The 22801-nt window shown below is 63.6% G+C and carries 18 protein-coding genes and 2 pseudogenes; 12 read left to right on the top strand and 8 right to left on the bottom strand.

The window, feature by feature from the left end; genetic code table 11:
- The first annotated feature begins 164 nt into the window (after positions 1 to 164).
- Genes FOC84_RS26570 through FOC84_RS26555 form a run of 4 tightly spaced genes read left to right on the top strand, consistent with a single transcriptional unit; the run spans position 165 to position 4930 of the window.
- A complete protein-coding gene (locus FOC84_RS26570; RefSeq protein ID WP_173147518.1) occupies positions 165 to 1493 on the top strand; it encodes an MFS transporter in 1329 nt (442 codons plus the stop codon).
- Positions 1490 to 2269 carry an SDR family NAD(P)-dependent oxidoreductase gene (locus FOC84_RS26565; protein WP_173147516.1) on the top strand — a complete coding sequence of 260 codons (780 nt, stop codon included), beginning with the start codon at positions 1490 to 1492 and terminating at the stop codon, positions 2267 to 2269. Before FOC84_RS26570 ends, FOC84_RS26565 begins: the two co-directional genes overlap by 4 nt.
- A 28-nt stretch (positions 2270 to 2297) precedes the next feature.
- On the top strand, positions 2298 to 4040 hold the full coding sequence (ilvD, locus tag FOC84_RS26560; RefSeq protein ID WP_173147514.1) for a dihydroxy-acid dehydratase: 1743 nt from the start codon (positions 2298 to 2300) through the stop codon (positions 4038 to 4040).
- A complete protein-coding gene (locus tag FOC84_RS26555; RefSeq protein ID WP_173147512.1) occupies positions 4037 to 4930 on the top strand; it encodes an NAD(P)-dependent oxidoreductase in 894 nt (297 codons plus the stop codon). The genes ilvD and FOC84_RS26555 overlap by 4 nt, the downstream gene beginning before the upstream one ends.
- Before the next feature lie 40 nt (positions 4931 to 4970).
- Here FOC84_RS26555 and FOC84_RS26550 read toward each other — a convergent pair whose 3' ends face one another.
- Positions 4971 to 5588 (bottom strand): cysteine hydrolase family protein, encoded by a 618-nt coding sequence (locus FOC84_RS26550; protein ID WP_173147510.1) that lies wholly within the window; start codon positions 5586 to 5588, stop codon positions 4971 to 4973.
- A gap of 151 nt (positions 5589 to 5739) precedes the next feature.
- Between FOC84_RS26550 and FOC84_RS26545 the strand changes: the two genes are divergently transcribed.
- Positions 5740 to 6690, top strand: a complete 951-nt coding sequence (locus tag FOC84_RS26545; protein ID WP_173147508.1) for a GlxA family transcriptional regulator — start codon at positions 5740 to 5742, stop codon at positions 6688 to 6690.
- Positions 6691 to 6705: 15 nt separating this feature from the next.
- On the opposite strand, the pseudogene tnpC reads toward FOC84_RS26545, so the two are convergent.
- The 3 genes and pseudogenes from tnpC to FOC84_RS26520 form a co-directional block, all read right to left on the bottom strand.
- Positions 6706 to 7419 (bottom strand): annotated as a pseudogene (gene tnpC / locus FOC84_RS33445) (IS66 family transposase); the annotation flags it as partial.
- Between the two features lie 200 nt (positions 7420 to 7619).
- Positions 7620 to 9632: a C1 family peptidase gene (locus FOC84_RS26525; RefSeq protein WP_173147502.1), complete on the bottom strand. Its 2013-nt coding sequence runs from the start codon at positions 9630 to 9632 to the stop codon at positions 7620 to 7622.
- Between the two features lie 23 nt (positions 9633 to 9655).
- On the bottom strand, positions 9656 to 10987 hold the full coding sequence (locus FOC84_RS26520) for a peptidoglycan recognition protein family protein (RefSeq protein ID WP_254241791.1): 1332 nt from the start codon (positions 10985 to 10987) through the stop codon (positions 9656 to 9658).
- A 418-nt stretch (positions 10988 to 11405) separates the two neighbouring features.
- On the opposite strand from FOC84_RS26520, the gene FOC84_RS26515 reads away from it, so the two are divergent.
- The 4 genes and pseudogenes from FOC84_RS26515 (at position 11406) to FOC84_RS26505 (ending at position 15006) form a co-directional block, all read left to right on the top strand.
- Positions 11406 to 12875, top strand: a complete 1470-nt coding sequence (locus FOC84_RS26515) for a hypothetical protein (RefSeq protein ID WP_173147498.1) — start codon at positions 11406 to 11408, stop codon at positions 12873 to 12875.
- A gap of 265 nt (positions 12876 to 13140) precedes the next feature.
- Positions 13141 to 13395 (top strand): annotated as a pseudogene (locus FOC84_RS33610) (MarR family winged helix-turn-helix transcriptional regulator); the annotation flags it as partial.
- Positions 13396 to 13545: 150 nt separating this feature from the next.
- Entirely contained in the window at positions 13546 to 14064 is a 519-nt protein-coding gene (locus FOC84_RS33605; protein ID WP_438800898.1) for a GNAT family N-acetyltransferase, read from the top strand.
- 60 nt (positions 14065 to 14124) lie between these two features.
- Complete coding sequence (locus FOC84_RS26505) at positions 14125 to 15006, top strand: DMT family transporter (RefSeq protein WP_173147494.1); 882 nt, start codon at positions 14125 to 14127, stop codon at positions 15004 to 15006.
- Positions 15007 to 15023: 17 nt separating this feature from the next.
- On the opposite strand, the gene FOC84_RS26500 is transcribed toward FOC84_RS26505, so the two are convergent.
- From FOC84_RS26500 to FOC84_RS26485, 4 genes are all read right to left on the bottom strand, one after another.
- Positions 15024 to 15596, bottom strand: coding sequence for an HD domain-containing protein (locus FOC84_RS26500; RefSeq protein WP_173147492.1), 573 nt, complete (start codon positions 15594 to 15596; stop codon positions 15024 to 15026).
- Positions 15597 to 15642: 46 nt separating this feature from the next.
- Positions 15643 to 16023 (bottom strand): hypothetical protein, encoded by a 381-nt coding sequence (locus tag FOC84_RS26495; RefSeq protein ID WP_173147490.1) that lies wholly within the window; start codon positions 16021 to 16023, stop codon positions 15643 to 15645.
- Positions 16024 to 16091: 68 nt separating this feature from the next.
- Positions 16092 to 16736, bottom strand: coding sequence for a hypothetical protein (locus FOC84_RS26490; protein ID WP_173147488.1), 645 nt, complete (start codon positions 16734 to 16736; stop codon positions 16092 to 16094).
- A gap of 244 nt (positions 16737 to 16980) precedes the next feature.
- The gene (locus FOC84_RS26485) at positions 16981 to 17364 is read right to left on the bottom strand and encodes a hypothetical protein (RefSeq protein ID WP_173147486.1); all 384 of its coding nucleotides are present in this window, start codon (positions 17362 to 17364) and stop codon (positions 16981 to 16983) included.
- Positions 17365 to 17593: 229 nt separating this feature from the next.
- On the opposite strand from FOC84_RS26485, the gene FOC84_RS26480 reads away from it, so the two are divergent.
- From FOC84_RS26480 to FOC84_RS26470, 3 genes are all read left to right on the top strand, one after another.
- The gene (locus FOC84_RS26480) at positions 17594 to 18694 is read left to right on the top strand and encodes an NAD(P)-dependent alcohol dehydrogenase (protein WP_088141106.1); all 1101 of its coding nucleotides are present in this window, start codon (positions 17594 to 17596) and stop codon (positions 18692 to 18694) included.
- A 188-nt stretch (positions 18695 to 18882) separates the two neighbouring features.
- Positions 18883 to 20892 (top strand): DUF4034 domain-containing protein, encoded by a 2010-nt coding sequence (locus FOC84_RS26475; protein ID WP_173147484.1) that lies wholly within the window; start codon positions 18883 to 18885, stop codon positions 20890 to 20892.
- Positions 20893 to 20894: 2 nt separating this feature from the next.
- Positions 20895 to 22799, top strand: coding sequence for a M48 family metallopeptidase (locus FOC84_RS26470; RefSeq protein ID WP_173147482.1), 1905 nt, complete (start codon positions 20895 to 20897; stop codon positions 22797 to 22799).
- Positions 22800 to 22801 lie beyond the last annotated feature (2 nt).

Below are 22801 nucleotides of genomic sequence, written 5' to 3'. Positions count from 1 at the left end.
ACCCTTCGAACGGACAGCACTGTAGTGCGGGCTTCTCATGAAGCATCGACGAATCGCCGGGAGCAAGGATTGATCCCACGCCGATGCCGCATCGCATAACCGAACTCGCAGGCTGCCGAATAACTCGATGTGCCCCATGGCACACACCCACGGAGACAACACTCATGAGCACGTCCCTATCCGGCGGCGCGCCGGCCTATGCCGGCGCGCAGGCCGCGCGGAATCCTGCGCAGCTTGACGCGCTGTACCGCAAGCTGGCCTGGCGCATCATGCCGTTCCTGTTCCTGTCGTTCATCGTCGCGTACATCGACCGCGTGAACGTGAGCTTCGCCAAGCTGCAAATGCTGAGCGACCTGTCGATGTCGGAAACGGTCTACGGCTTGGGGGCCGGCATTTTCTTTCTGGGCTACTTCATCTTCGAAGTTCCCAGCAATCTGATCCTGCATCGCGTAGGGGCACGCATCTGGATCGCGCGCATCATGGTCACGTGGTCGATCATTTCGTCGCTGACGATGTTCGCGCAGGGACCGCTGTCGTTCTATTTGCTGCGTTTCCTGCTGGGGGTGGCCGAAGCCGGCTTCTTCCCGGGCATTGTGCTGTACCTGTCCACCTGGTTCCCGTCGAGCCGCCGCTCGCAGATCATCGCCTTGTTCATGGTGGCCATCCCGGTGTCGGGCGCCATCGGCGGCCCGCTGTCTGGCTGGATCATGGAACGGTTCGGCGGCCTGCATGACCTGGCCGGTTGGCAGTGGCTGTTCCTGGTCGAAGGCCTGGGGTCGCTGCTGGTCGGGATTGCCGCCTTCTTCATGCTGCAGGACCGAATCGAGACGGTGAAGTGGCTGAACGCGGACGAGAAGCGCCTGCTGGCGCAGGATCTGGCCGCCGACGACAGCACCCGGGCCCGCCATAGCGTGCGGCACGTGTTCGGCGACCGTAAAGTGTGGCTGCTCGGCCTGCTCTATTTCTGCATCGCCATGGGCAACTACGGCCTGGTGTTCTGGCTGCCGACGATGATACGCGCCGCCGGCGTCGCCAACCTGGGCAGTATCGGCCTGCTGTCGGCGGTGCCGTCGCTGGTCAGCGCGGTGGCGATGATACTCATCGCGCGCCATGCGGACCGCACTAACGAGCGCCGCATCCATGTTGCCGTGTGCTGTGTGTTGGGCGCCGTCGGCATGCTGGTATCGGTGCTGCTGGCCCAGCACCTGTGGTGGTCGATGGCCGCCCTCATCGTCGCCGCCATCGGCATCAATTCGATCGCGCCGGTCTTCTGGGGCATCCCCACGGCGATGATGAGCGGCGCGGGCGCCGCGGCGGCCATTGCGCTGATCAACTCGGTCGGCAACCTGGCCGGCTTCGTCAGCCCTTATGTCATCGGCTTTCTCAAGGACGCCACCGGACAGCTGCTGCCCGGCATGGTCCTGCTGGCCTGCGCGCTGGTCGGCGGGGCCTTTATCGCGATGTCACTGGGCACGAAGCGGGGTCAGGCATGAAAGTGCCCGTCTGTCTGGTAACCGGCGCGGCCAGCGGCATCGGGGCCGCCACGGCCCTGCGTTTCGCGCGTGAAGGCTGGGCCGTGGCCATCAACAATTTCGACCACGGCACCCGCGCGGCGGCCGAGGCGGTGGCCGCGCAGTGCGGCGACGCTGGCGCTCAGACCCTTATCGTGGACGCCGACGTGGGCGACGACGCCGCCTGCCGCGGCATGGTCGATGCCGTCGCGGCGAAGTGGGGACGGCTGGACGCGGTCGTGAACAGCGCGGGCACGACGCGCGTGATTCCGCACGGCGACCTCGACGCGATCGACGCCAGCGAATTCGAACGCGTCTACCGCGTGAACCTCATCGGCATGTTCCAGATGACGCGCGCCGCGGCTCCGCTGTTGCGCGACCGCCCGACAGGCGCGGCGTCGGGCTGCGTCATCAATATTTCTTCGCTGGCATCCCTGAATGGCACGGGATCGTCCATCGCCTATGCGGCCTCGAAGGGCGCGGTCAATTCGCTGACGCTGTCGCTCGCGCGCAATCTCGCCCCGCAGGTCCGCGTGAATGCCATCGCCCCGGGCATGGTCGACGACGGCCTGCTGCGGCGCGTGCTGGGCGACGAGGCCTACGCGCGCGTGATCGACGGCATGCGCGAGAACTCGCCGCTCAAGCGGGTGTCGCAGCCGTCGGAAGTCGCGGAACTGGCCTGGTTCATCGCCGCCCGCGCCCCGGCCATGACCGGTCAGGTGCTGGCCATCGAAAACGGCTTGATGCTCAACACCTGAGTCTCCCCCGATACAAGGAACACCATCCATGAAAGATCTGCACAAACACCGCTCCCGCACGGTCACCGAGGGCGTGACGCGCGCGCCGCACCGTGCTTTCCTGCGTGCCACGGGCCTGGACGACGAGGCCATCGACAAGCCGTTCGTCGCCATTGTCGACACGTACGGCGAGAACACGCCCTGTTCCATGTCGCTGAACCAGATCTCGGACAACGTCCGTCTCGGGATCGCGGCGGGCGGCGGCGTGCCGATACGCGGCTCGGCGATCTCGGTCTCCGACGGCACATCGATGAATCACTCGGGCATGCGGTTCTCGCTGGTTTCGCGCGAGACCATCGCCGACAGCGTCGAATTGTTCGTACGCGCCCATTGCTACGACGCGCTGGTCGGCGTGGCCGGTTGCGACAAGACCCTGCCCGGCATCCTGATGGGCATGGTGCGCGTGAACGTCCCCGGCGTGTTCCTGTTCGGAGGCGCGATGTTGCCGGGCGTGGCGCCGGACGGCTCGCAGGCCACGATCCTGACGGCCATCGAGGCCGTGGGCGCGGCGCAGCGCGGCGATATGTCGGCCGAAACGCTGCGCGGCATTGAAAAGCGTTGCACGCCGACCGCCGGTTCCTGCCCAGGGCAATTCACCGCAAACACCATGGCGATGGTCGCTGAAGTGCTGGGGCTGGCTCCGCTGGGCTCGGCGATGGTGCCGGCCGTCTACAGCGAACGCATCGCGATTGCCCGCCGCGCCGGTGAAAACGTCATGCGCGCGCTGCGCAACGGCGGGCCGCTGCCGCGCGACCTGGTAACCCGCAAGAGCCTGGAGAACGCCTGCGCCGCCGTCGCCGCCACCGGGGGGTCGACCAATGCCATGCTGCACATCCCAGCCATCGCCCACGAGGCAGGCATCGCCTTCACGCTCGATGACGTCTCGGAAGTCCTGGCGCGCACGCCGCTCATCGGCGACATGCAGCCGGGCGGACGCTATCTTGCCGTGGATCTGCATCACGTCGGCGGCGTGCCGGCGGTGCTCAACGCCCTGCTCGCGGGCGGGCATATACACGGCGACACGCTCACGCAAAGCGGCGAAACGCTGGAAACGGCGCTGCGCGCCTTCCCTGGCCCTGACGGCCGCGTGGTCAAGCCGCATGACGAACCGCTCTCGCCCAACGCGGGGCTGGTGGTCCTGCGCGGCAATCTGGCCCCGGACGGCGCCGCGCTGAAGACCGCCGGCCTCAAGCAGCTGGTGTTCTCGGGCACGGCGCGGGTGTTCGAGACGGAGGAAGACTGCATGGCGGTGGTTGCCGCCGGCAGCTATCGGGAAGGCGATGTCCTCGTGATACGCAACGAAGGCCCCAAGGGCGGCCCCGGCATGCGCGAAATGCTGAGCGTCACCGCGGCGATCTATGGGCAAGGCATGGGTGAAAAGGTCGCGCTGCTGACCGATGGCCGGTTCTCGGGCGCCACGCGCGGCATGTGCATCGGCTATGTCGGCCCCGAAGCCGCGGCGGGCGGCCCGATACGCCTGCTGCGCGACGGCGACCGCATACACATCGATGCGATCAAGGGGAGCCTGGACGTCGAACTTTCCGACGAGGAACTCGCGCAGCGGGCGAAGGCATGCCAGCCGTTCGCGCGCGGCAGGCTGGGCGGCGTGCTTGAGAAGTATGAAGCGCTGGTGCGTCCGGCCAAGCTGGGTGCGGTGACCCATTCCGGGGCCGTGACCTGGCCTTACGAAGCGCCTCTCGGGGAAGCGCCTGCCCATGGAAGCCAAGAATGACGAAGACGCCGCGCATCGGCTTTTGCGGCATCGGCCGCATGGGTGAACCCATGACCCTGCGGCTGTTGGCCGGCGGGCACGAGGTCGCCGTCTGGAACCGCTCCAGCGCGAAGCTCGGCTCGCTTAGCGCTGCCGGGGCCGTGGCCAAGGCCACGCCTCAAGCGCTGGGCGAGAGCGTGGGCATCGCCCTGCTTTGCCTGGGCGACGGCAAAGCCGTAGAGGACGTGGTGTTCGGCGAGCACGGGTTGGCGCAAGCCGCCACGCCGCCCGCTTGCCTCATCGACCATTCGACCTTGTCGCCCGCGCTCACGCGCGCCCTGGCCCGGCGCTGGACGGCGGCAACCGGCGGCGTGTGGATCGATGCGCCTGTCTCGGGCGGCACGGAAGGCGCGGCGAACGGCAAGCTGGCCATCATGGCGGGCGGACCGGCCGACACGATCGAAGCCGTGACGCCCTTGCTGCGCGCGTACGCCTCGCGCGTCACGCGCATGGGCGACGTCGGCGCGGGCCAGACCACCAAGCTCGCCAATCAGGCCATCGTCGCGACCACGCTCGCCGGCCTGGCCGAAGCCTTCGTGCTGGCCAAGCGCAGCGGCATCGATACCGCAGCCCTGCCGTCGGCCCTGCAAGGCGGTTGGGCCGATTCCGTGCTGCTGCAAACCTTATGGCCGCGCATGGTGACCCCGCCCGAGCATGCCACCGGCACGGTGCGCGTCATGCTCAAGGATCTAGACGCGATTGCCGAACTGGCCGAAGCGAGCGCCACGGTCCAGCGCGTGCTGCCGGAAGTACGCCGCCTGCTGCAGGACGCCGTGCAGCGCGGCATGGGAGACTGGGATCTATCTCAGGTATTCCGGATCGGCGAGGCGGAGAGTCAGGTCGGCGCGTAGCGGACTGCGCGGTAGGGAGCGCCTGGCGCCCCCTCCTCCGTCAACCCAAGGGCAACTCCAACACCTGCTTCGTCGTCATGATGTCCCCAAAGGTGTCATCGATGCTCGCCAGCGCCGCACGATGCAGCATCGCATGCGGCAACGCGGCCTGTTCCCCCGCGCCCGTATCCAGGTCGCGCGTGGCGCAGGCATCAGCCGCCACGATCACCTGGTAGCCCAGCGGCACCGCGTCCCTAGCCGCGCCGGCGACGCAGGCGTGCGTCATCAGGCCGGTGATCAGCAGCGTGCGTACGCCAGCCGCCTTGAGACGCTGGTCGATGTCGGTGCTGGGAAACACGCTGACGGTGGACTTGCGCAGCACCGCATGGCCCGGCGCGGGGCGCAGATCGGGATGGAATTCGATGCCGGCGCTGCCGTCGGCGAAGACCGGACTGCCGGCGGGCGTGGCGTGCTGGATATGGAAGACCGGGATGCCATGCCGATCGGCGTGGGCGACGAGCTGCGCGGCGTTGCGCAGAGCCGCGGGGCCTTCAGGGATGGGCAGCCTGCCGCTGAAGTATTCGTTCTGGAAGTCGATCACCAGCAAGGCGGTGCTGGCCGGGTCGATCGATTGCGGAGCGGTGGCGCCGGCGATGGCGCGGATGGTCGGATTGTTCATCGTAGGTCCTTGATCTGTAGGCGTTTCGTGTGCAGTTCACGCATGCGGGCGAACAGCATCAAGGATCCGCCATCGGTCCAAAACCGGAAAGTGGCCCGAATACCAATAAATGATAGGATCGGGCCAAATCCGCATTCCTGCCTCTCGCGCCATGCATACCATCGCCGTCGTCGCCTTCGCGGGCATCAGTTCCTTCCACTTGTCCGTGCCCTGCATGGTGTTCGGCGACGACCTGGCCCGGCTGGGGGTGCCGCGCTATCGCCTACTGGTCTGCGCCGAAGCGGTCGGGCCGGTCGCGACCATGTCGGGTTTCGATATCCATGTGCCGCACGACTATTCGGCCTTGGCCGAAGCCGACACGGTGATCGTGCCAGCCTGGCGCGACCCGGACGAGCGCCCGCCCGAAACCATGCTGCAGGCTTTGCGCGAGGCGCATGCACGCGGCGCACGGGTCATCGGCTTGTGCCTGGGCGCCTTTGTGCTGGCCGAGGCGGGGCTACTCGACGGCCGCGCGGCTTCGACGCACTGGGTCTGGAGCGACGACTTCGCCCGCAAGTACCCGCAGGTCCGGCTCGACCGCAAGGCCTTGTACGTGGACGACGGCGACATCCTGACCTCGGCCGGCACCGCGGCCGCCATCGATTGCTGCCTGCATCTGCTGCGCTGCGACCACGGCGCCGAGCTGGCGAACCGGGTGGCCCGCCGCATGGTGATGGCGCCGCACCGCGATGGCGGGCAGGCGCAGTACATCGAACGGCCGCTGACGCGGGAGGACGGCGGCGACCCGATAAGCGTCGCGATGGAATGGGCCATCGAGCACTTGCAGGAGCCGCTGGGGCTGGACCGCCTGGCCAGCGAGGCCGGGCTGAGCCGCCGCAATTTCACGCGGCGCTTCAAGCTGAAGACGGGCACGACCGTGACGCAATGGGTGCTGAACCACAGGCTGGCCGCGGCGCAGCGGCTGCTGGAAACGGGTGGGTTTTCCGTGGACCGGGTGGCCGAGGCCACGGGGTTCGGCTCGACGGTATCGCTGCGCCAGCATTTCACGGCGGCGTTTTCGGTGTCGCCTGCGGGGTATCGGAAGCAGTTCCGACAGCGGTGATGGCGGCTTCGCCTCGCCACCTTCCAGATAGCGCATCAGTGCGACCCAGCGCTTCAGGCTGTAATCCAAGGCGCGGGCAATGGCCGACCCTTCGGGTACTTTTTAGCGCTGCGCCATCATCCAGGCATGCAGCGCTTCGGCCACCGGCACGGCCTTCTCCTGACGGATCCCGCGCCCGTCATCGGGGGCAATCGTCGCCACCTCACGTTCGATGTTGTACAGCAGTCCGATGAAGCCCAATGCGTGTTCGGCTACTTGGCTCTTGTTGTTGGCATGCAAGTCATAGAACTTGCGCCTGGCGTGTGCCATGCGGCCGATCTCGGTCACGCCTGAACCGAAGCTCGCCTTGTAACCCGAGAAGTCATCGCTGGCGAGCTTCCCGGATCACTCCAGCAAGAAGGCTCTTGCGTGCTCACCAGCGCGGCTGGTGGCGAAGTCATAGACTACACCGCACACTGACTCAAAGTTTGTCGGGCAGTATGCCCACAGATAGGCGCGGTGCGTCTTCCTGCTCCCTGGGTCTAGCATCTGCACCGGAGTCTCGTCAGCATGCAGCACACCATGCTACAGCAGGTCCGCTCGCAGCGCATCGACCAACGGCTGCAGGCGTACGCCGCACACGCCAACCCATTGGCCCAACGTCGACCGCGGCAGGGCCAGGTCGTCACGCGCAAAGATGCTCTCCTGGCAGTACAGCGGCATGTGATCTGTAAGCGAGCGCGCCAGCATCGGCCTTTCCTACGCCAGCCAGTTCGGCAAAAGCGTCAACGACCAAAGCGCGCGGGCGCGCGCGGCGTGGCGCTTATGACTGAACGAGCGGCTAGCAAATAGCCATCCACCAATCATCAACTAATCAGCGAGAAACAAAGCGAGGCGTCGACAGCGCATCGCTTTATCGATTCCGCAAGACTTGGACACTCATTACCCAATCACTGCTTGATGAATCGCACGATCGCCTGCCTGGCCCCTTCATCATTGTCGAAACCGCCGTGGGACGCGGCCACGATCGGTGGCTTTGCATTGACCGCGGCGGCATTGCCGGACGGCGACAAGAACACCTTGTCGCAGGGAATGCCGGAGACGCTGAAGTACTTGTCCATGCCGAGCAGTTTCGTGCGCACACCCCCCTCGAACGATTCGCTGACCAGGTACAGCAGGGAACGAAGGTAAGGCCCGCATGTGGGGTCGTCTTCCTCTGTGCGGTCGGTCAGGTGCATTTGCTGGTAGCGCTTCACTCGCCTGGATTTTAGATGCGGGACAACCAGCGTCCGGAAGTCGTCCTCTCGCACTGCAGGCGCCATGAGGCTGAGCGATTCCAACTTCCCACCGGCGTTGGCGAGTTCACTGACGAAATGACTGGCCACGATGGCCCCCGCCGAGTGCCCGACGATGTGCAAGCGCACCTCGCCCGCTGCGACGTGCTCGTGGAAGTGCTGGTACAGCATGACCATCGCCGCCTGCTCGGGGTGATAGATATCCAAGTCGCGCTTGTATTGGCTCATGCCCTTTGCGTTCTCCTTCATCTCTTGCCAGATGACTGTTCCGGGGCGCGCGAGCATGCCTTCCAGGCGCTCGTTCCAATAGCGCTCCGCCGTATCGCGGATACCGCCCGTAGGGATAGGCAACAGCTTCACCTTGTCTTTCAGGATGTTCATCACCGTCGTGATGAAATCGGTTTCCCACATGATGAAGACAGGAAAGATCTGCTGTTCGTACAGCAGCGGAATCCATTCCGCCGCAATCTTGGCTGCACTGGCTTCGCTGACCAGCCCGCCGTGCGCGTACACGCAAACGTCGAGCGCCTTGCTTTCCATGCCCCATAGCTTGCGCGCGGCCGGCAGATGCACATCGACAATGGCACGCACGTCGTCGGGAGTGGTGCGGAATTCGCCGCTACTACTGAGGCGGCCGTCATTGCCCACATTAACGATAAAGGGCGAAATCTCACGGTTGCGAAGCACCTCGCCTGCAGCCAGGGTGACCTTATTGCCCACGGTGCGCAGGCTGATGCTCTCCGATATTTCGGTGTGTTCGCGCGTAACCACGCCAAGCTGCACGACCCAACAATCCATGGCGTTGCGGAGCCAATCGTCGTAGGTCAGGACGGCCAGGCCGCGCGTGCCCCATTTTTGGCCCCAGGAGTTCTGGATTATGAAGCCCAGCTCGGTATAACCGATAATGGCGAACGCGTGGCCCAGGTGGGTCCGATCCTTTTCTTCCTGTGGAATGATCCAGTGCGGCCTGGGCAACGGTGTCCCATCTTCCACGTCGTTTTCAACCTCGACGCCACGGTTCCATCCCGGATGACAGCCCGCGCTCGCGTACAAGATGCCTACCTCGTTGATGGCTGCGTGCATTGCGCTGATGGACGACGTATCGATACGATAATAGGCGCCCAACGGACGCTTCACCGCGTCCAACCACCAGTCGTCCTGCAGTTTTGACGATGCCGGCGGCATTTCCTTGGCGGGAAACAACGCTTGCTCGCAGGCTCCATGTTTAAACCATCCCTTCAATGCGCCTCGCAGGCTGGACCCGTTATCACCCTTGTGGCCCGCGAACTCGTCGTAGCGACGCGCCATGGAATACAGCATGAAGGGTGAAATGGCGGGCTGGTTCTCGCGGCCCGATTCGCCCAACAAGTATTCGACAACCGTCGACAGCGCAAAGCCCGTGCAGGCGTTGGTGTCGCCTTGATTCTTTATCGTGAGCGTGCGTCGCGGATAGTACTGCTGCTTGGGCGCAAGGGAGATGTTGGGCCGAAACGCGATGTCCCGCTCATCGAATGCGTCTGGCTTGGCCACACGCTGGAACGGCATGAGTCTGGTCTTTCGCGGCGGGGAACCTTTGGCGCTGGTCGAGGCCCTGCCGATCCGGCTCGTCTTGCCTGCAGCCGCACTACTCGATCCGCGCGCTTTTGCCGCAGTGGTCTGTGTTGCCATGGTTGTCTCCCGCCTATCGTCAGTTATCGCTTTCCAAGCTTCAGGCCGACCACATAGGCAGGCGCGTCCGCAAGCTTCGCTTTCACCTCATCCCGCACGGTTGAATACAGAGACCGGTTCAGCGTCAAACGCTGGACGGCCGCCCAGAAATTGATTTTGTTGGCGCCCCATTTGAAAAACAGGAACTTCTTGCGTTGGTCGGCCGCGTGGAAGTAGTAAGCCCCCAGCGCCATCGATAACGTGTCGTTCTCCTCGCGTTCCACGGCCCCCAACTGGAAATTTCCGGTGCTCTGTTCCGACGCGTGGAAGTCAAAAAACTCGATCGCACCATCATCATTGGCCACCTCTTTCAAGGCCTCGACGCCCGCACGCAAGATGGCCAACTGGTTACCAGTGGCCACCGCAACCAGTAATTCCAACGCCGCCTTGTCCATCATGAAGGTGCCGCTCTTGTTCTCGACCGATGTAAACGCCAACGACTGACTTGCCCACCCCAGGTTCTCCAGCACCTCCATGTACGCCCCGTACCAGGCCTGGGTCTGCGTGAAGCGATCGAACTTTCCGCTGGCGGCGCGCTGTGCGAGTTGCACGGAATACTGCACATCGTCCTTCTCGTCCGCGCCGAGTCCCGCGACGAAGCCGATCAGGCTGCCCACATTGATCGCCGCCTCTTGCTTGTCCGCGGCGACAGTCGCCAGGCCGGCAAGCATCCGATTGCCTTCGCGGCGTTTCATCGGGCGCACTGCGACCGATCGGGACAACGCTTGTGGCGGCAACGCCAGGTCGCGGATATACGCCGACACGCCACGAATCACGTCATCATGGTCGGGCATGGTCGACACGGCGCGCATCTTGCCGGCGCCGGCAGTCCGGCGTGTGGGCTGGGACGGCGGCACTGCCGAGACCAGTGAATCATCGCTGCCGAATTCGGCGTTAAGCACGAAGGTTGCCTCTTGTGCCGAGTAGGCAGGATCCCAGTGGGTGTTCTCGGGAACATGGCAGTGCCCATAGTGCCCCCCACGTGTGTCCCAGGTCTTCTCATCACGATTGTGGTCGCCCGGGTCATGGCCGTTCCTGGCCGGCTTGGGCGGCCCCGACGGCCATTCGCGCGGCACGCCGTGCGTGCGCTCGATCCATCGGCACAAACGAGCCACGTTGGTCAGCGCGGCAATGTCCTTCGGCAGGTGGGCAAAGCCCACCAGTTCGATCTGCACAGCCGAATCACGATTGGTCTGCACGCCGCCCGCCTTGTTGCGCAGCGCCCGCGCACCCTCGGAGGTGTCCACATGTTGGTAGATGTGGCTCGCGTCGACAGTGAAATGGGGGTCGGACCGTTTTGACTGGAAGAGCGCCATCGCATCTTCGGCGCTATGACCTTCCGTGGTGTGGTGGACAATTTTGAAGGGTCCGCCCAGATGCGGACCAGAGCCACCGGATATCGGTTTCCAAACGGCGAATGGACAGCGCGGCATAGGGCAGTTTCCCGAAGTGATGTGTTATCGAACTTGGATCGTGTTCGCGAGTTTGCACAACGAAGGACGGGGTTCTTGCAGCAGCGATGATTCTTCGGAGTTTATAGCTCGCGTGAATGGATAACTCATTAGCGCAGATGGATTAATCCGCGTGCACTCGGGATACCGAACAAGAAAGGCCGAGACAGCGAGCTTTCCTGTTCAACTTACTGAACGACCTGCAACTGCAGGTGCTCGGCCGTGCTGGGCGCGGACGCGCAAATGCTGGGACCATTTACGCCTAATGAGTGAGGGGAACCCGATGGAAGAGTTCATTTCCAGTGTGCGCACGACGCACTGGATGCTGATCGCCACAACAGCCGCCATTCTGGCATTCGCGCTTTCTCCGAGAGATGCCGACGAATATCACTCCGCACAAATGGAAGCGCAATTTGTCTCTGATTTTTCCCATGATGCCTGGGCACGCTTCTTTCCTTCGGTCGAACGCGGAGGCAAGTCAGCCGCCGACACGATTGCCGTGAAAAGCTTGTTCGTTGCTCACGGCGTGAAAGTTGATGAGGACTTCACCTACCACGCTCCGATTTTCGCGCGCGAAGCGAGTGAAAATTTGACATTTACCGAACTGGCAAGCCTTTCTAAGGACATGCAGCTTCCAAGAGTACCTTTGCCGCACGACACCGACGTGGTGGAGTGGATAGATCGCATCAACGGCAGGCACGGAGAAATTCGCTGTCTGGACGACAACGATGATCTGGCCTCGTGCGAACCTCTTCCAGATGGCTTTTCCTTGCATGCCGCGGGAGTATTCCCGCTCGTGAATGATCGTCGACTGGATCGCCATGGTCTTGTGAACCCAATGGATCCAGCAGGCAAAGAATGGCACCTAATCCTGACCTTTAAGAAGGCCGACAAGGAGATAACGTACAGTGCGGGAGAGCCTCGCGGGCGGATGGAAATCGCCGATATAACCGAATCGTCTCATGAACTCTTCCGTGCAAGAGTGGAGGAGAGCCATCTCGTTGCAAAGGCCCGTGGGCACACACGGCCTCTGGGACTCATCCTTCAGCCGATGCACGCATGGATGGAGGATCGGTGCCAAAAGCGGCTTATCCTTCGCAATGACGCGATCGCACGGGCCAGGAAACATGGCAAGGAAAATCGCGACGCTGGGTGGAATGCGGGTAGCCTCGAGACTGTCTTCAAAGCCGCTAGGGACGAGTACACGAGTACCAAAAGGATCGCGAAGGAATATTCCGATAGCTGCCTACCAGGGGAGAACATAATGGGCTTGCCTCATCTGGATCCGGTCTGGCTTGAGATAGAAAACCTGGCGCCCAAAGAAGCGGTGACTTACCTTCACAAAAAGAAGGTTGAGAGCATGAAGACAATAGATCTGGGCGGGGTGCGGGTGGAAGAGAGATCCGTTAGGGTGGTCTCGCCTATCGCATGCTTCGCGCTCTCCTTATTCCTGCTTTCCAACCTTACTATGCTGCGTCAGCGAAGCACCGAAAGCAAAGGGCGAAGTGTCGATAAAAGCGCAGCCGATTACCCGTGGATGGGGCTGTTCGGCGACCCGCTCTCCCGTCTGCTCACCGGCCTTACCATCTTCGTCCTGCCGGTCCTTGTTCCACCCTTGATGCTGCTTCAACTGTCCGACAAGTTCGATTCAATATTTGTGTTGGGTCTGTTGCTGACAGCGAGCACTGCCCTTGTTGCCTATCGGTCCATGAAACTCGTGCGCTTCCTGCGTGCAGTGCGATCCCAGCTGTGAACCGGCATCTCCGTGCCGCTGCCACGCAAGTTTGACCAAGGGGTAAGGATGGCGTGGGCTCGCCGCGCCACATGTAAGCGTCCGCCTCATTAATCACCAGCGGCCACTCCTGGCCAACAGGCGCAACCACTGCCTCCTCGTTGGAGTGACAATCAAAGGCTCATATATAAAAAAAACTATCAGCCTGGTAATGCTACGTCAAAAAATCAATAAAACTGCCTAAGGCAAGCAATAATATGCCTTAAGCAAGCAATTGGACCTTGGCATGACAGAGCAATCGTTCTACGACCGCGCTGAAGCGGTCCGGCGCTTCAACCGTTTCTACACTCGCCAGATCGGGGTTTTGCATGAGCATCTGCTGGCCAGCGAGTTCTCACTGACCGAAGTGCGCATTCTTTACGAGCTAGCCCACCGCCCCGCGCTCAGCACCTCGGACCTCTGCCGGGAGCTGAACCTGGACGCGGGGTATGTCAGCCGGGTGATCTCGGGCTTCGAGAAAAAAGGCTTGATCGCCAAGACGCGCTCGACGGCGGACGCCCGCGTGGGCCTGCTGGAACTGACGGACGCCGGACGGGCGGCGTTTGCGCCGCTCAATGAAGCGTCGCGCAACGAGATCATCGCCATCCTCAAACAGCTATCGGAGCCGGCGCAAGCGCAGCTGGTCCATGCCATGAACGAAATCCAGAACCTGCTCAGCGATAAAGTCCCCCTGCCCTATGTGCTGCGCGATCCAAGGCCGGGCGATATGGGTTTGGTGGTGGCAAACCAGGCCATGGTCTACGCGCAAGAGTTCGGCTGGAACGCGGAGTACGAGGCGCTGGTGGCCGAGATCGTGGCGAAGTTCATCCGGGAGTTCGACCGCGATGGCGAGCGCTGCTGGATCGCGGAGAAGGACGGGAAGATGGCGGGCTCGGTCTTCGTGGTGCGGCAGGACGAAACCACGGCGAAGCTGCGCCTGCTGTACGTGGACGGCTCGGCGCGCGGGCTGGGCATCGGCCATCGGCTGGTGGACGAGTGCCTGCGGTTTGCGCGGCAGGCGGGCTACAAGCGCATGGTGTTGTGGACCAATAGCGTGCTGACGGATGCGCGCCGGATCTATGAGAAGGCCGGCTTCGAGCTGGTCGAGGAAGAGCAGCACCACAGCTTCGGCAAGGATCTGGTGGGGCAGTATTGGGCGCGGAATCTGTAAGGAAGGCGATGCATCCCTGCAGTCAGATGAAACCCGCATTTGCGGACAGGCGCGGCTGCGATGAGTGAACGCGCCAAAGCGGTTTGTGCTGCCGCCGTCACGGGCGCGCTGGTGGGGGCCGCGATGGTCTCTACGCGTGCAGTGTCGAATGACGTCTCAGCGGAAACGCTGGCCTTCCTGCGTTATGCCATAGGGGCGGTTGTGCTCGTCGCGCCCATGCTGCGGCGCTGGTCGGTGCGTTTCACGGCCAAGGATTTCTGTGCGGTGGCGGGCCTGGGCATACTGCAATTCGCGATGCTGATACTGCTGTTGAACTACGCGCTGGCGCGGCTGCCGGCCGCCACGTGCGCGCTGGTGTTTTCCACGTTGCCGCTGGTAACCCTGTGCCTCGCGATTGCCACGGGACGCGAACGGTTCAGTTGGACGCGGCTGATCGGCGCGGGCGTGGCGGTTTCGGGGATTGCACTGTTGCTGCAACCCTCTGCTGCCGCGGTAGGCGGCGCCGCTGACGGTTGGGCTTGGGCTGCGTTGCTGGGCGCGACGTTTATCGGCGCGGCTTGCAGTCTTTTATATCGTCCGTACTTGCAGCGTTATCCGGCCATGTATGTCAGCGTGGTGGCGATGTTTGTCTCGGTGTTGTTCCTGGCGGGCGTCTGTCTGGCTCGTGGCGCGCCATTGTTGCCCAGCATGTCGGGCTTTCAATGGGCGAATGTGGTGTTCATCGGGCTTTCCAGCGCGGTGGGCTATTTCTGCCTGCTGTGGGCGCTGAGCCGCCTGGAGGCGAGCCGGGTGATGTCGTTTCAGGCGCTGGCGCCGATCACGGCAGTGTTGATCGAACTGTTGAATGGCTCATACCCGCTGACCTGGCGCCTGACGGGCGCTTTCGTGCTGGTGCTGTCCGGCGTCTGGTTTGGCACGCATGAGCGGCGCGCCGCAGCTTGATTCGCGGCCAGGCTTGATCAGGTCTGCGGATCAATGCGCGCGCGCGTTTTCTCGTCCAGGATGCTGCGTACCAAGGCAAACAAGGGATCCGCCTCGGTGTGTTTCTGGCCGTAGGTCAGATTGAACCCATAATCAAAATCCGGCGGATTGAGGCCCTGCGTGTGCTGCAGGATGGTTTCCAGCTTATCCAGGGCTTTGACGGCTTTGGCTTCCGGGGTGACGGCATCCTCATATTCCTGCCAAAGCGCCATGATGCCGGCCCGCTGTTTCTCGTCCAGGGATCGAGTCAGATGCAGCAGGTCGGCTTTCTCCTGCTCGTTCTTGCCCGGATGCTGGTGTTTCTCGATTGCAGGAACGTCGCCATGTATGGCCTCGCCCAGATCATGGAGCACGCACAGTTTCAGGACCTTGAGCATATCCAGGCCGGCCAGTTCGTCCTCGAAGACCATGGCCATCAGGCACAGGCGCCAGCTGTGCTCGGCCGTACTTTCGGGGCGGCCGGTAGACGTGAATCCGCTACGCAGCACGCTTTTGAGTTTTTCGGCTTCCTGCAAAAAAGCCAGCCGGCCTTTGATGTTCTCGATATTCACGCTCAGTCTCAACCCATTGCAGCGCGGCCATAGGCCGCGCCCGTCATCACAAGGTCGGCTGCGGAATGGGGATATCCTTCGATATCAGGTCGCCGCCATTGATCCTCGTGTCGCACCCGGAACTCAGGCCCCACTTGGTGACCGTGCCGTCATCAATCCTGAACTTCTCCGTGCATCGGTAGATGGTGTTGTTGATGATGCCACGGACGTATTCGTACGAAATGATCTTTCCGCCGCTGGACAAGGTATAGCTATTGGTGGGCGGCCCCCATTTTGAAACCAGCTTTTCTTCGCTCTCGCCGACCCACGATTGCATCATGTCAGCCCGGGTTTCCTGGCGTTCATTATTGATCATATTGCCTATCGGGGAGCCCGCGCACCCGGCAAGCAGTTGAGTCACAAGAACCGTCAAGACTAGCTTCTTCATTTATTGTTTTCCCCTGGGACCGGCCTGACATGGCCGTGGATGACAAAGACAGCAGTTCGCAGCGCAGCCTAGCGGCAAGGTTCCTTCGGCAGATTGAACCCGACCTTGACGCTGGTCGCGATCACGTTCTTGAAAGCGGCCTCCGCCACGTCGTTGTAGCGGGCGTCGCAATTGAATTTGTTGTTGAGCAGGTAATCCTTGCCTTCCGCCTTTTCCATCTGCGTGGCCCATTTATCGGCCGCGTCCAGCGAGTCGCCTCCCGCCTGCACGAAGCCCAGCATGACCTCCATGCCGCCGGCCACGCGGGGCGCGGTCCAGCTTGCGTAAACCCAGGGATCGGCGGCATTGCCGCAGTCGCTCAGGCAATCTGCCGTATAAGTCAGGTTCGAGTCAAAGGCGGCGGGGGTGAGTTTCTGCCCCGGCTTGGGCGCATATTCGCCGATGAAGCTGGCGAGGTCGGGCTGGCAGCTTCCGGTAGGTTCCATGCTCAGCGCCGAGACCTTGCCCGATTTGATCGTCGCGGTGATCAGGCAGCTCTGCACGTCGAACACGCGATCGTCGCCGTAGGATTCCTGCGGCACGCCGGCTATCGCTTCGAAATGCGCCTGGCTCTTGCCCAGCATTTTTCCATTGAAGACTTCCTGCACCGTGGCGGCCTGCGCGATACTGCCGCCGGCCATCAGCAGCCCCATGGTCAAAACTCTGAAACGCATACGGGATAAGGCTCCGTGGACATTGGTCATGCGGCCGGCGAAACCGCGCGCGCAAACGGAGCGTATTCAACCACAGATGGCACTGCGCGGATGGGCAAAAAATCAGTGATCCGTGGCGATAAGCCATAGATTTTCCGCACGCACTCGAAACGGCCGATTCAAGCAGTAACAACTGCGCCGACGACGCAACAAATTATCACGTTTACGATATTGCCATGGCAAAGCGTGGAAAACCTGCGGCGGATTACTTCTTGGGCGCGAATATCACCTGAACGGGTGAGTTCTGTTTGAAGGTCCGGACCCTGGGGCCATTCTTCGGCTCGAACGCGGGATGCCAAGCCCTGAGCTCCGTATCGGAAATCCATTCAAGCTGCAGTTGCTCGTCGGGCGTATACGACTGGAACTGCGTCAGCGCCACGATGAACGCATTGCACTTTTCCGACACGCCGGCCTCAACCACGGAAACCTGGGTCATCTCGTCCCAGGTCAGCGACCCGCGCTGCGGGCATTTGCGGACCTCGACGTGATGCTTCCCGCCAGGCGAAGGCAGATCGGCGATGATTTTGTCGGGGCCGCAGGCCGTCAGCAGCATGGACGACAGCAATACCAGCGGAATGCTTTTTTTCATTGAAAAGCCTTCTGACCGTGTAGGAGGTCAATCCGTGAAAACCTGCGCATGATACCTTGCGACGCTTGTGCCACTGAGGATTGCCAGCATTTGCGAAGAGCGCGCGATCGCCGCGCTTTCCGCCTGCCGACTTATCTTGACCCACATCAATTGACTGCGGCACTGCAGTTGGCCTGCGGACCGCTCCGGTTTAGCCTGAGGAATCAACTACCGCCCCAAGGAGACTCTGATGCCCGCTCTCATGAAAGCTGCAATCTTCGTCGCGCCCGGCCGGATCGAGCTGACCGACAAGCCCATCCCGGACGTCGGTCCCAACGACGCGCTGATCCGCATCACCACCACCACCATCTGCGGCACGGACGTACACATCCTGAAAGGCGAGTACCCCGTCGCCCAGGGCCTCACCGTGGGGCACGAACCGGTTGGCGTGATCGAAAAGCTAGGCAGCGCCGTGATCGGGTACCAGGAGGGCCAGCGCGTCATCGCCGGCGCCATTTGCCCGAGCTTCACCTCGTATCCCAGCCAGGACGGGTTCCCCAGCCAAGACGGTGCCTATCTAATCCCCAGCGGGCGCTGCGGCTGCCACGGCTACAAGGCCACGGCGGGCTGGCGCTTCGGCAATCTTATCGACGGTACGCAGGCCGAGTATGTGCTGGTGCCCGACGCGCAGGCCAACCTCGCGCCCATTCCGGACGGGCTGACCGATGAACAGGTACTAATGTGCCCGGACATCATGTCCACGGGATTCAAGGGCGCGGAGAACGCCAACATCAAGATCGGCGACACGGTGGCCGTGTTCGCGCAAGGGCCTATCGGCTTATGCGCCACGGCGGGTGCCAAGTTGCGCGGCGCCACCACCATCATTGCCATCGATGGCAATGACCACCGCCTGGAGATCGCCAGCAAGATGGGCGCGGACGTGACGCTGAATTTCAAGAATTGCGACGTCGTGGCCGAGGTGCTGAAACTCACGGGCGGACGCGGCGTCGATTCATCCATCGAGGCCCTAGGCACCCAGGGCACGTTCGAATCGGCCTTGCGCATCCTCAAGCCGGGCGGCACGTTGTCCAGCCTGGGGGTGTATTCCACCGACCTGCGCATACCCATGGACGCCTTTGCCGCCGGGCTGGGCGATCACCAGATCAACACCGCGCTGTGCCCTGGCGGCAAGGAGCGCATGCGCCGCCTGATGAACGTGATCGCCTCGGGGCGCGTGGATCTGGGCTTGTTGGTCACGCACCACTACAAGCTGGATGACATCGTCGCGGCCTACGAGCTGTTCGCCAACCAGCGCGACGGGGTGTTGAAAGTAGCGATCAAGCCGCACTGAGTGCGGGTTTTTCTGCAAGGGCTCCGGGTGCCCGGCCATCCGGAGGTCGGCCCTTTCAATGCTCAAATACATTTTGAAACTTATATGTCTATTTTGTAGCTTTCATCCTTCACCATGAATCGCATCTGAGGCATTATTGGCCCGCTTCCGCCAACGGGCCGATCCCGCCCTCCCCCTCAGGTGCCCTCTTGCAATCCCTCACCGCCATCCGCCGCGATATCCGCGCCCTGGTTGAATCCCGCGCCTACGCGCAGCTCGACGCCTATTACGCCGATCTGGAACAGCAAGACTGGGCAAATACGCAAGACCCCGGCGCGCCCTATTTCGAGGCCGCCAATTCCGGCACGTTGTTCGACTATTCGACGGTGCCGTACCAGGACGCCTCGGATTTTCTGCAAGCCTGGATCGACGCCTGCCCGGATTCGTATCACGCACAGCTGGTGATGGGTAACTTCTGCTACGGCCGCGCCGCAGACATACGCGGTTATGGCTGGGCGGACAGCGTGACGCAGGACCGCTGGCTGGGCGCGGCGCTGGCTTGCGAGCGTTCTGCCGCTGCCTTGCTGCGGGCGATGGCGCTTTGCACGCGGCCGATTGCGGCCTGCGTGACGATGATGCAGCTGGCCGCGCATTTCAAGGAACCGTATTGGTTGCGTGCGCTGTACACGGGCAATCAGCCCGAGACCTTGACGCATGACGACATCGAGGAAGAAGGCCTGATGGATGCAGCGCTGGCGCATCTGGCATCGGTCGGCGTGCCGCGTCTCGCGCAGGCGCCGCAAGCCCTGCCGGCGTGGCTTGCGCCGCGTGCCGAGCATGAAATGGAGCAGGCCAAGGATTATTGGCTGCTGCGGACCCTGGAATTGCGGCCCGGACATCTGGGCGCGCTGACAGCTTATGCGCAATACCTGCAGCCGCGCTGGGGCGGCAGCTACGAGGATATCGACGGCATGGCCAGCGGCCCGCTGTGCTCGGCGCTTTCCGAACCGCAGCGCAATGCGATCCGCTGGATCGGAATTCATGACGCGCTGGACAGCTATCCGGAGGCCGACGATGCCGAGGCCGTTGAAGAATACCGCCGCATTTTCGAATCGTTCCTGGCGCGCGAACTGCGGCCGACGGAGCGCGGCATGGCGCTGGGCTATTACGCGCAATTCGCCAGCTATTCGCTGCAAGACCAGGCGCGCGCCCGCGCGCTGCATGGCCAAAGCGTGGCGGCATTCGGGCCGAACGAGTATTTCGCGCAGGTGGACGGGCCGTTCCGCAGTTTCGCCCACGTCAGCATCATCCATCACCAGCCCGATGACGATGGCGCATTCAAGCGCGTGCTGGAACGCATGTGCGGCTGGGACCAGGTGGCCACGGCGCATGCGCTGGCGGCCGTGGCGCATCAGTTCGGCCGTTGGGGCTTTGCGCAGGATCCTGCGCGCGCGCAGCAGCTGCTGGACCGTGCCGCGGTGCTTGCCGCCAACCAGATGGACGACGATTTCAACCTGCTGGCGGCGGCCGCGATGCTATGGGACGGCGGCGACCATGAGCAGGGATATTTCCTGACGCGTCAGCTGGCGGACCGACGCGTGGCGGACTCGGCCTGCAGCATGTACGACATCCACCGAGGCTTCCGCGACAATACGCCCGACAGCTATCTGGATGACGCGGTGCGCGACCAGTGGCTGCAGCGCGCGGTGGAGGACGGCTCGCCGCTGGCCAAGTACAACATGGCCCATCGCAATATCTTCGACGGCGAGCTGGACTTCTCGCGCCGCGAGAACCTGGACAAGGTGCTGTGGCTGCTGCAAGGCGCACGCGAGGAACCGCGCGCGGAAGCGCTGGCGCGCTTGCGCATCGGCGTGCTGCTGCGCGACCACGGCACCGAACAGGAACAGGAGGAAGGCGTGCGCGCCTATCTGCGTCCGCTGGTCGAGGAAGACGACGACTGGCGCGCTGGGCGCGCCAGCGCCGAGATCGCGCTGGCCTACACGCACGGCCGCGGCGCCAAGAAGAACCGCTTTGCCGCAATCGAGTGGGCGCAGCACGCCTGCCGCCTGCAACCGGACGACGAGGACATCGAAGACATCCAGGCGCAGGTGATGAACTCGCACAGCCTGGTCAAGACCCTAGGCACGGTGTTCGGCGCCTATCTGGGCCGCGGCGGCGTGTCTGCCGAAGACCTGCCGCCCAAGCCGGCCGCGCAGTAATCATGGCGCGCGGCAGCCTGTCGGGATTGAAGCTGTCAGCCCGGCTGCTGCTGGGCGATGCGGCCCTGGCCGGCTCCGGCGTTGCCTTGTGCACCGCGCCCGTGTGGCTGTACGCGGCCTTGCCGGGTGTGCTGGGCGCGGCGGCCGCGGCGCTGGCCCTGCCCCTGCCGTTCGCGGGCTGGGCGATGCTGCGGCTGCCTTTCGCCGCGCGCCTGCCGGGCGCCGAAGACGGTATCCGCCTGCGAGCCGAAGACGCGCCAGCGCTGTTCCACGAGATCGAGCAGATACGCGCCCGCCTGGGCGCGCCGGCGCTGGACGCCGTCTACCTGAACGGCGAGTTCAACGCCAGCATCCGGCAGCACCGACGCCTGCTGGGCCGCACGCGCAACGTGCTGTGGCTGGGACAGCCGCTGCTGGAGATGCTGTCGGCCGAGTCTTGCCGCGCCATCCTGGCGCATGAGTGCGCCCATATCGCGGGGAGCCACGGACGCTATGCCAGCCGCATCTATTTCGCGCGGCTGCAATGGCAGGAGGCGGCTCGGCAGCTGGAACGGCGCAAGGGACTGTCGACGGCTCCGTTGCGCCTCTTCATGAATTGGCACGTGCCGCGGTTTCTGGCGGCGAGCCTGGATTTTGCGCGGGCATGCGAGTACGAGGCCGATGCGCAGTCTGCGCAAGCCTGTGGCGCGGCTGCAGCCGCGAACGCGCTGCTGGCCGTGTCCGTGCAGGGCCGGGCCCTGCGCGAGTATTGGCCGGACGTGTATGCGCAAGCCACCGGCGCACAACCGCCCTCTCCGCATGCGCGGCTGGCCGGCGAAGCCGAGCTGGTCCATCCCCGCGACGAAGCCGAGGCGCAGGCCTGGCTGCACCAGGCGCTGTGCCGGCCAACCGCCGGCGACGACACGCATCCTTCGCTATCCGACCGTCTGGCCGCGCTGCATGCAGCGGCCCCGCAGAACGGCGCGACGTTGGCGGACAGCGGCGAGCAAGGCATGGCGCCAACCAACGCCAACCCTTTGCCCTGGCGCCGAGCCTCGCCCAGCGCCGCTGAAGAATGGCTGGTCGACCAGCGCCTGCCGTTGGCTCTGGCGTTGGACGAATCGCAACGCGACGCCATCGAGCAGGCGGCCCGCGAGGCGCGTAACGAGCGCGACGAAGCGCTTGCCGGCCATCATGAGCTGCTGCGCAAGCAGCACCTGCACGCGCTCTCGGCCGACGAACGGGCGCGCATGGCCTGGTACGCCGACACGCTTACGGGCGACTCGGACGGCGCCGCCGCCCTGCTGGAGCAGAATCTGCAGGAACATCCCGGCCACCTGCCCACGCTGTGCCAACTAGCCGCGCTGCAGCTGCGCCGAGCTGCACACAGGGCCAGCGGCGAAGCTTCGCGCCTTGAGGCAAGCGCCGAGGCGCTATGGCGGCAAGCCATCAACGAACCCGGCCCCCATCGCCAGCCCTGCCTGCGCCTGCTGACGGCGGCGGCATTGCGGCGCGGTGACGCCGGCCAGGCGCAAGCCTGGCGGGTGGAGGCGGACATGCTGGAGCGGAAGGCCCAGGCCGAAGGCGACGAGGCGCGCTATCAACCGCATGGATTGAACGAATCCGAACTGCGCAAACTCGCCGACACGCTGGATCCGCTGCTACGCATCGCCACCGGCGTCTGGGTGCTGCGCGACGCCAGCAGCGGCCGTCTGGCATTGCTGGTGCTGGCGCGGGACTCGGCTTGGGCGCGCGCCATCGGCAAGTTGACGGGCGAAACCAGCTATTTGCGGCGCGATTGCGAAATGCTGTTGGCGCGGCTGCTGCCTCGCCTGCGCCAGTCCGTCGAACCTGTGCTATTGGAAGCCGGCGATCCCTTATTGAGCCAGTGCACGCCAGCCTACCTGCTGCGCCGAACCGGCGCCTGAGC

Source organism: Achromobacter pestifer, assembly GCF_013267355.1.
GTDB classification, from domain to species: domain Bacteria; phylum Pseudomonadota; class Gammaproteobacteria; order Burkholderiales; family Burkholderiaceae_B; genus Achromobacter; species Achromobacter pestifer_A.
This window is presented reverse-complemented; position numbering and strand designations above follow the sequence as displayed.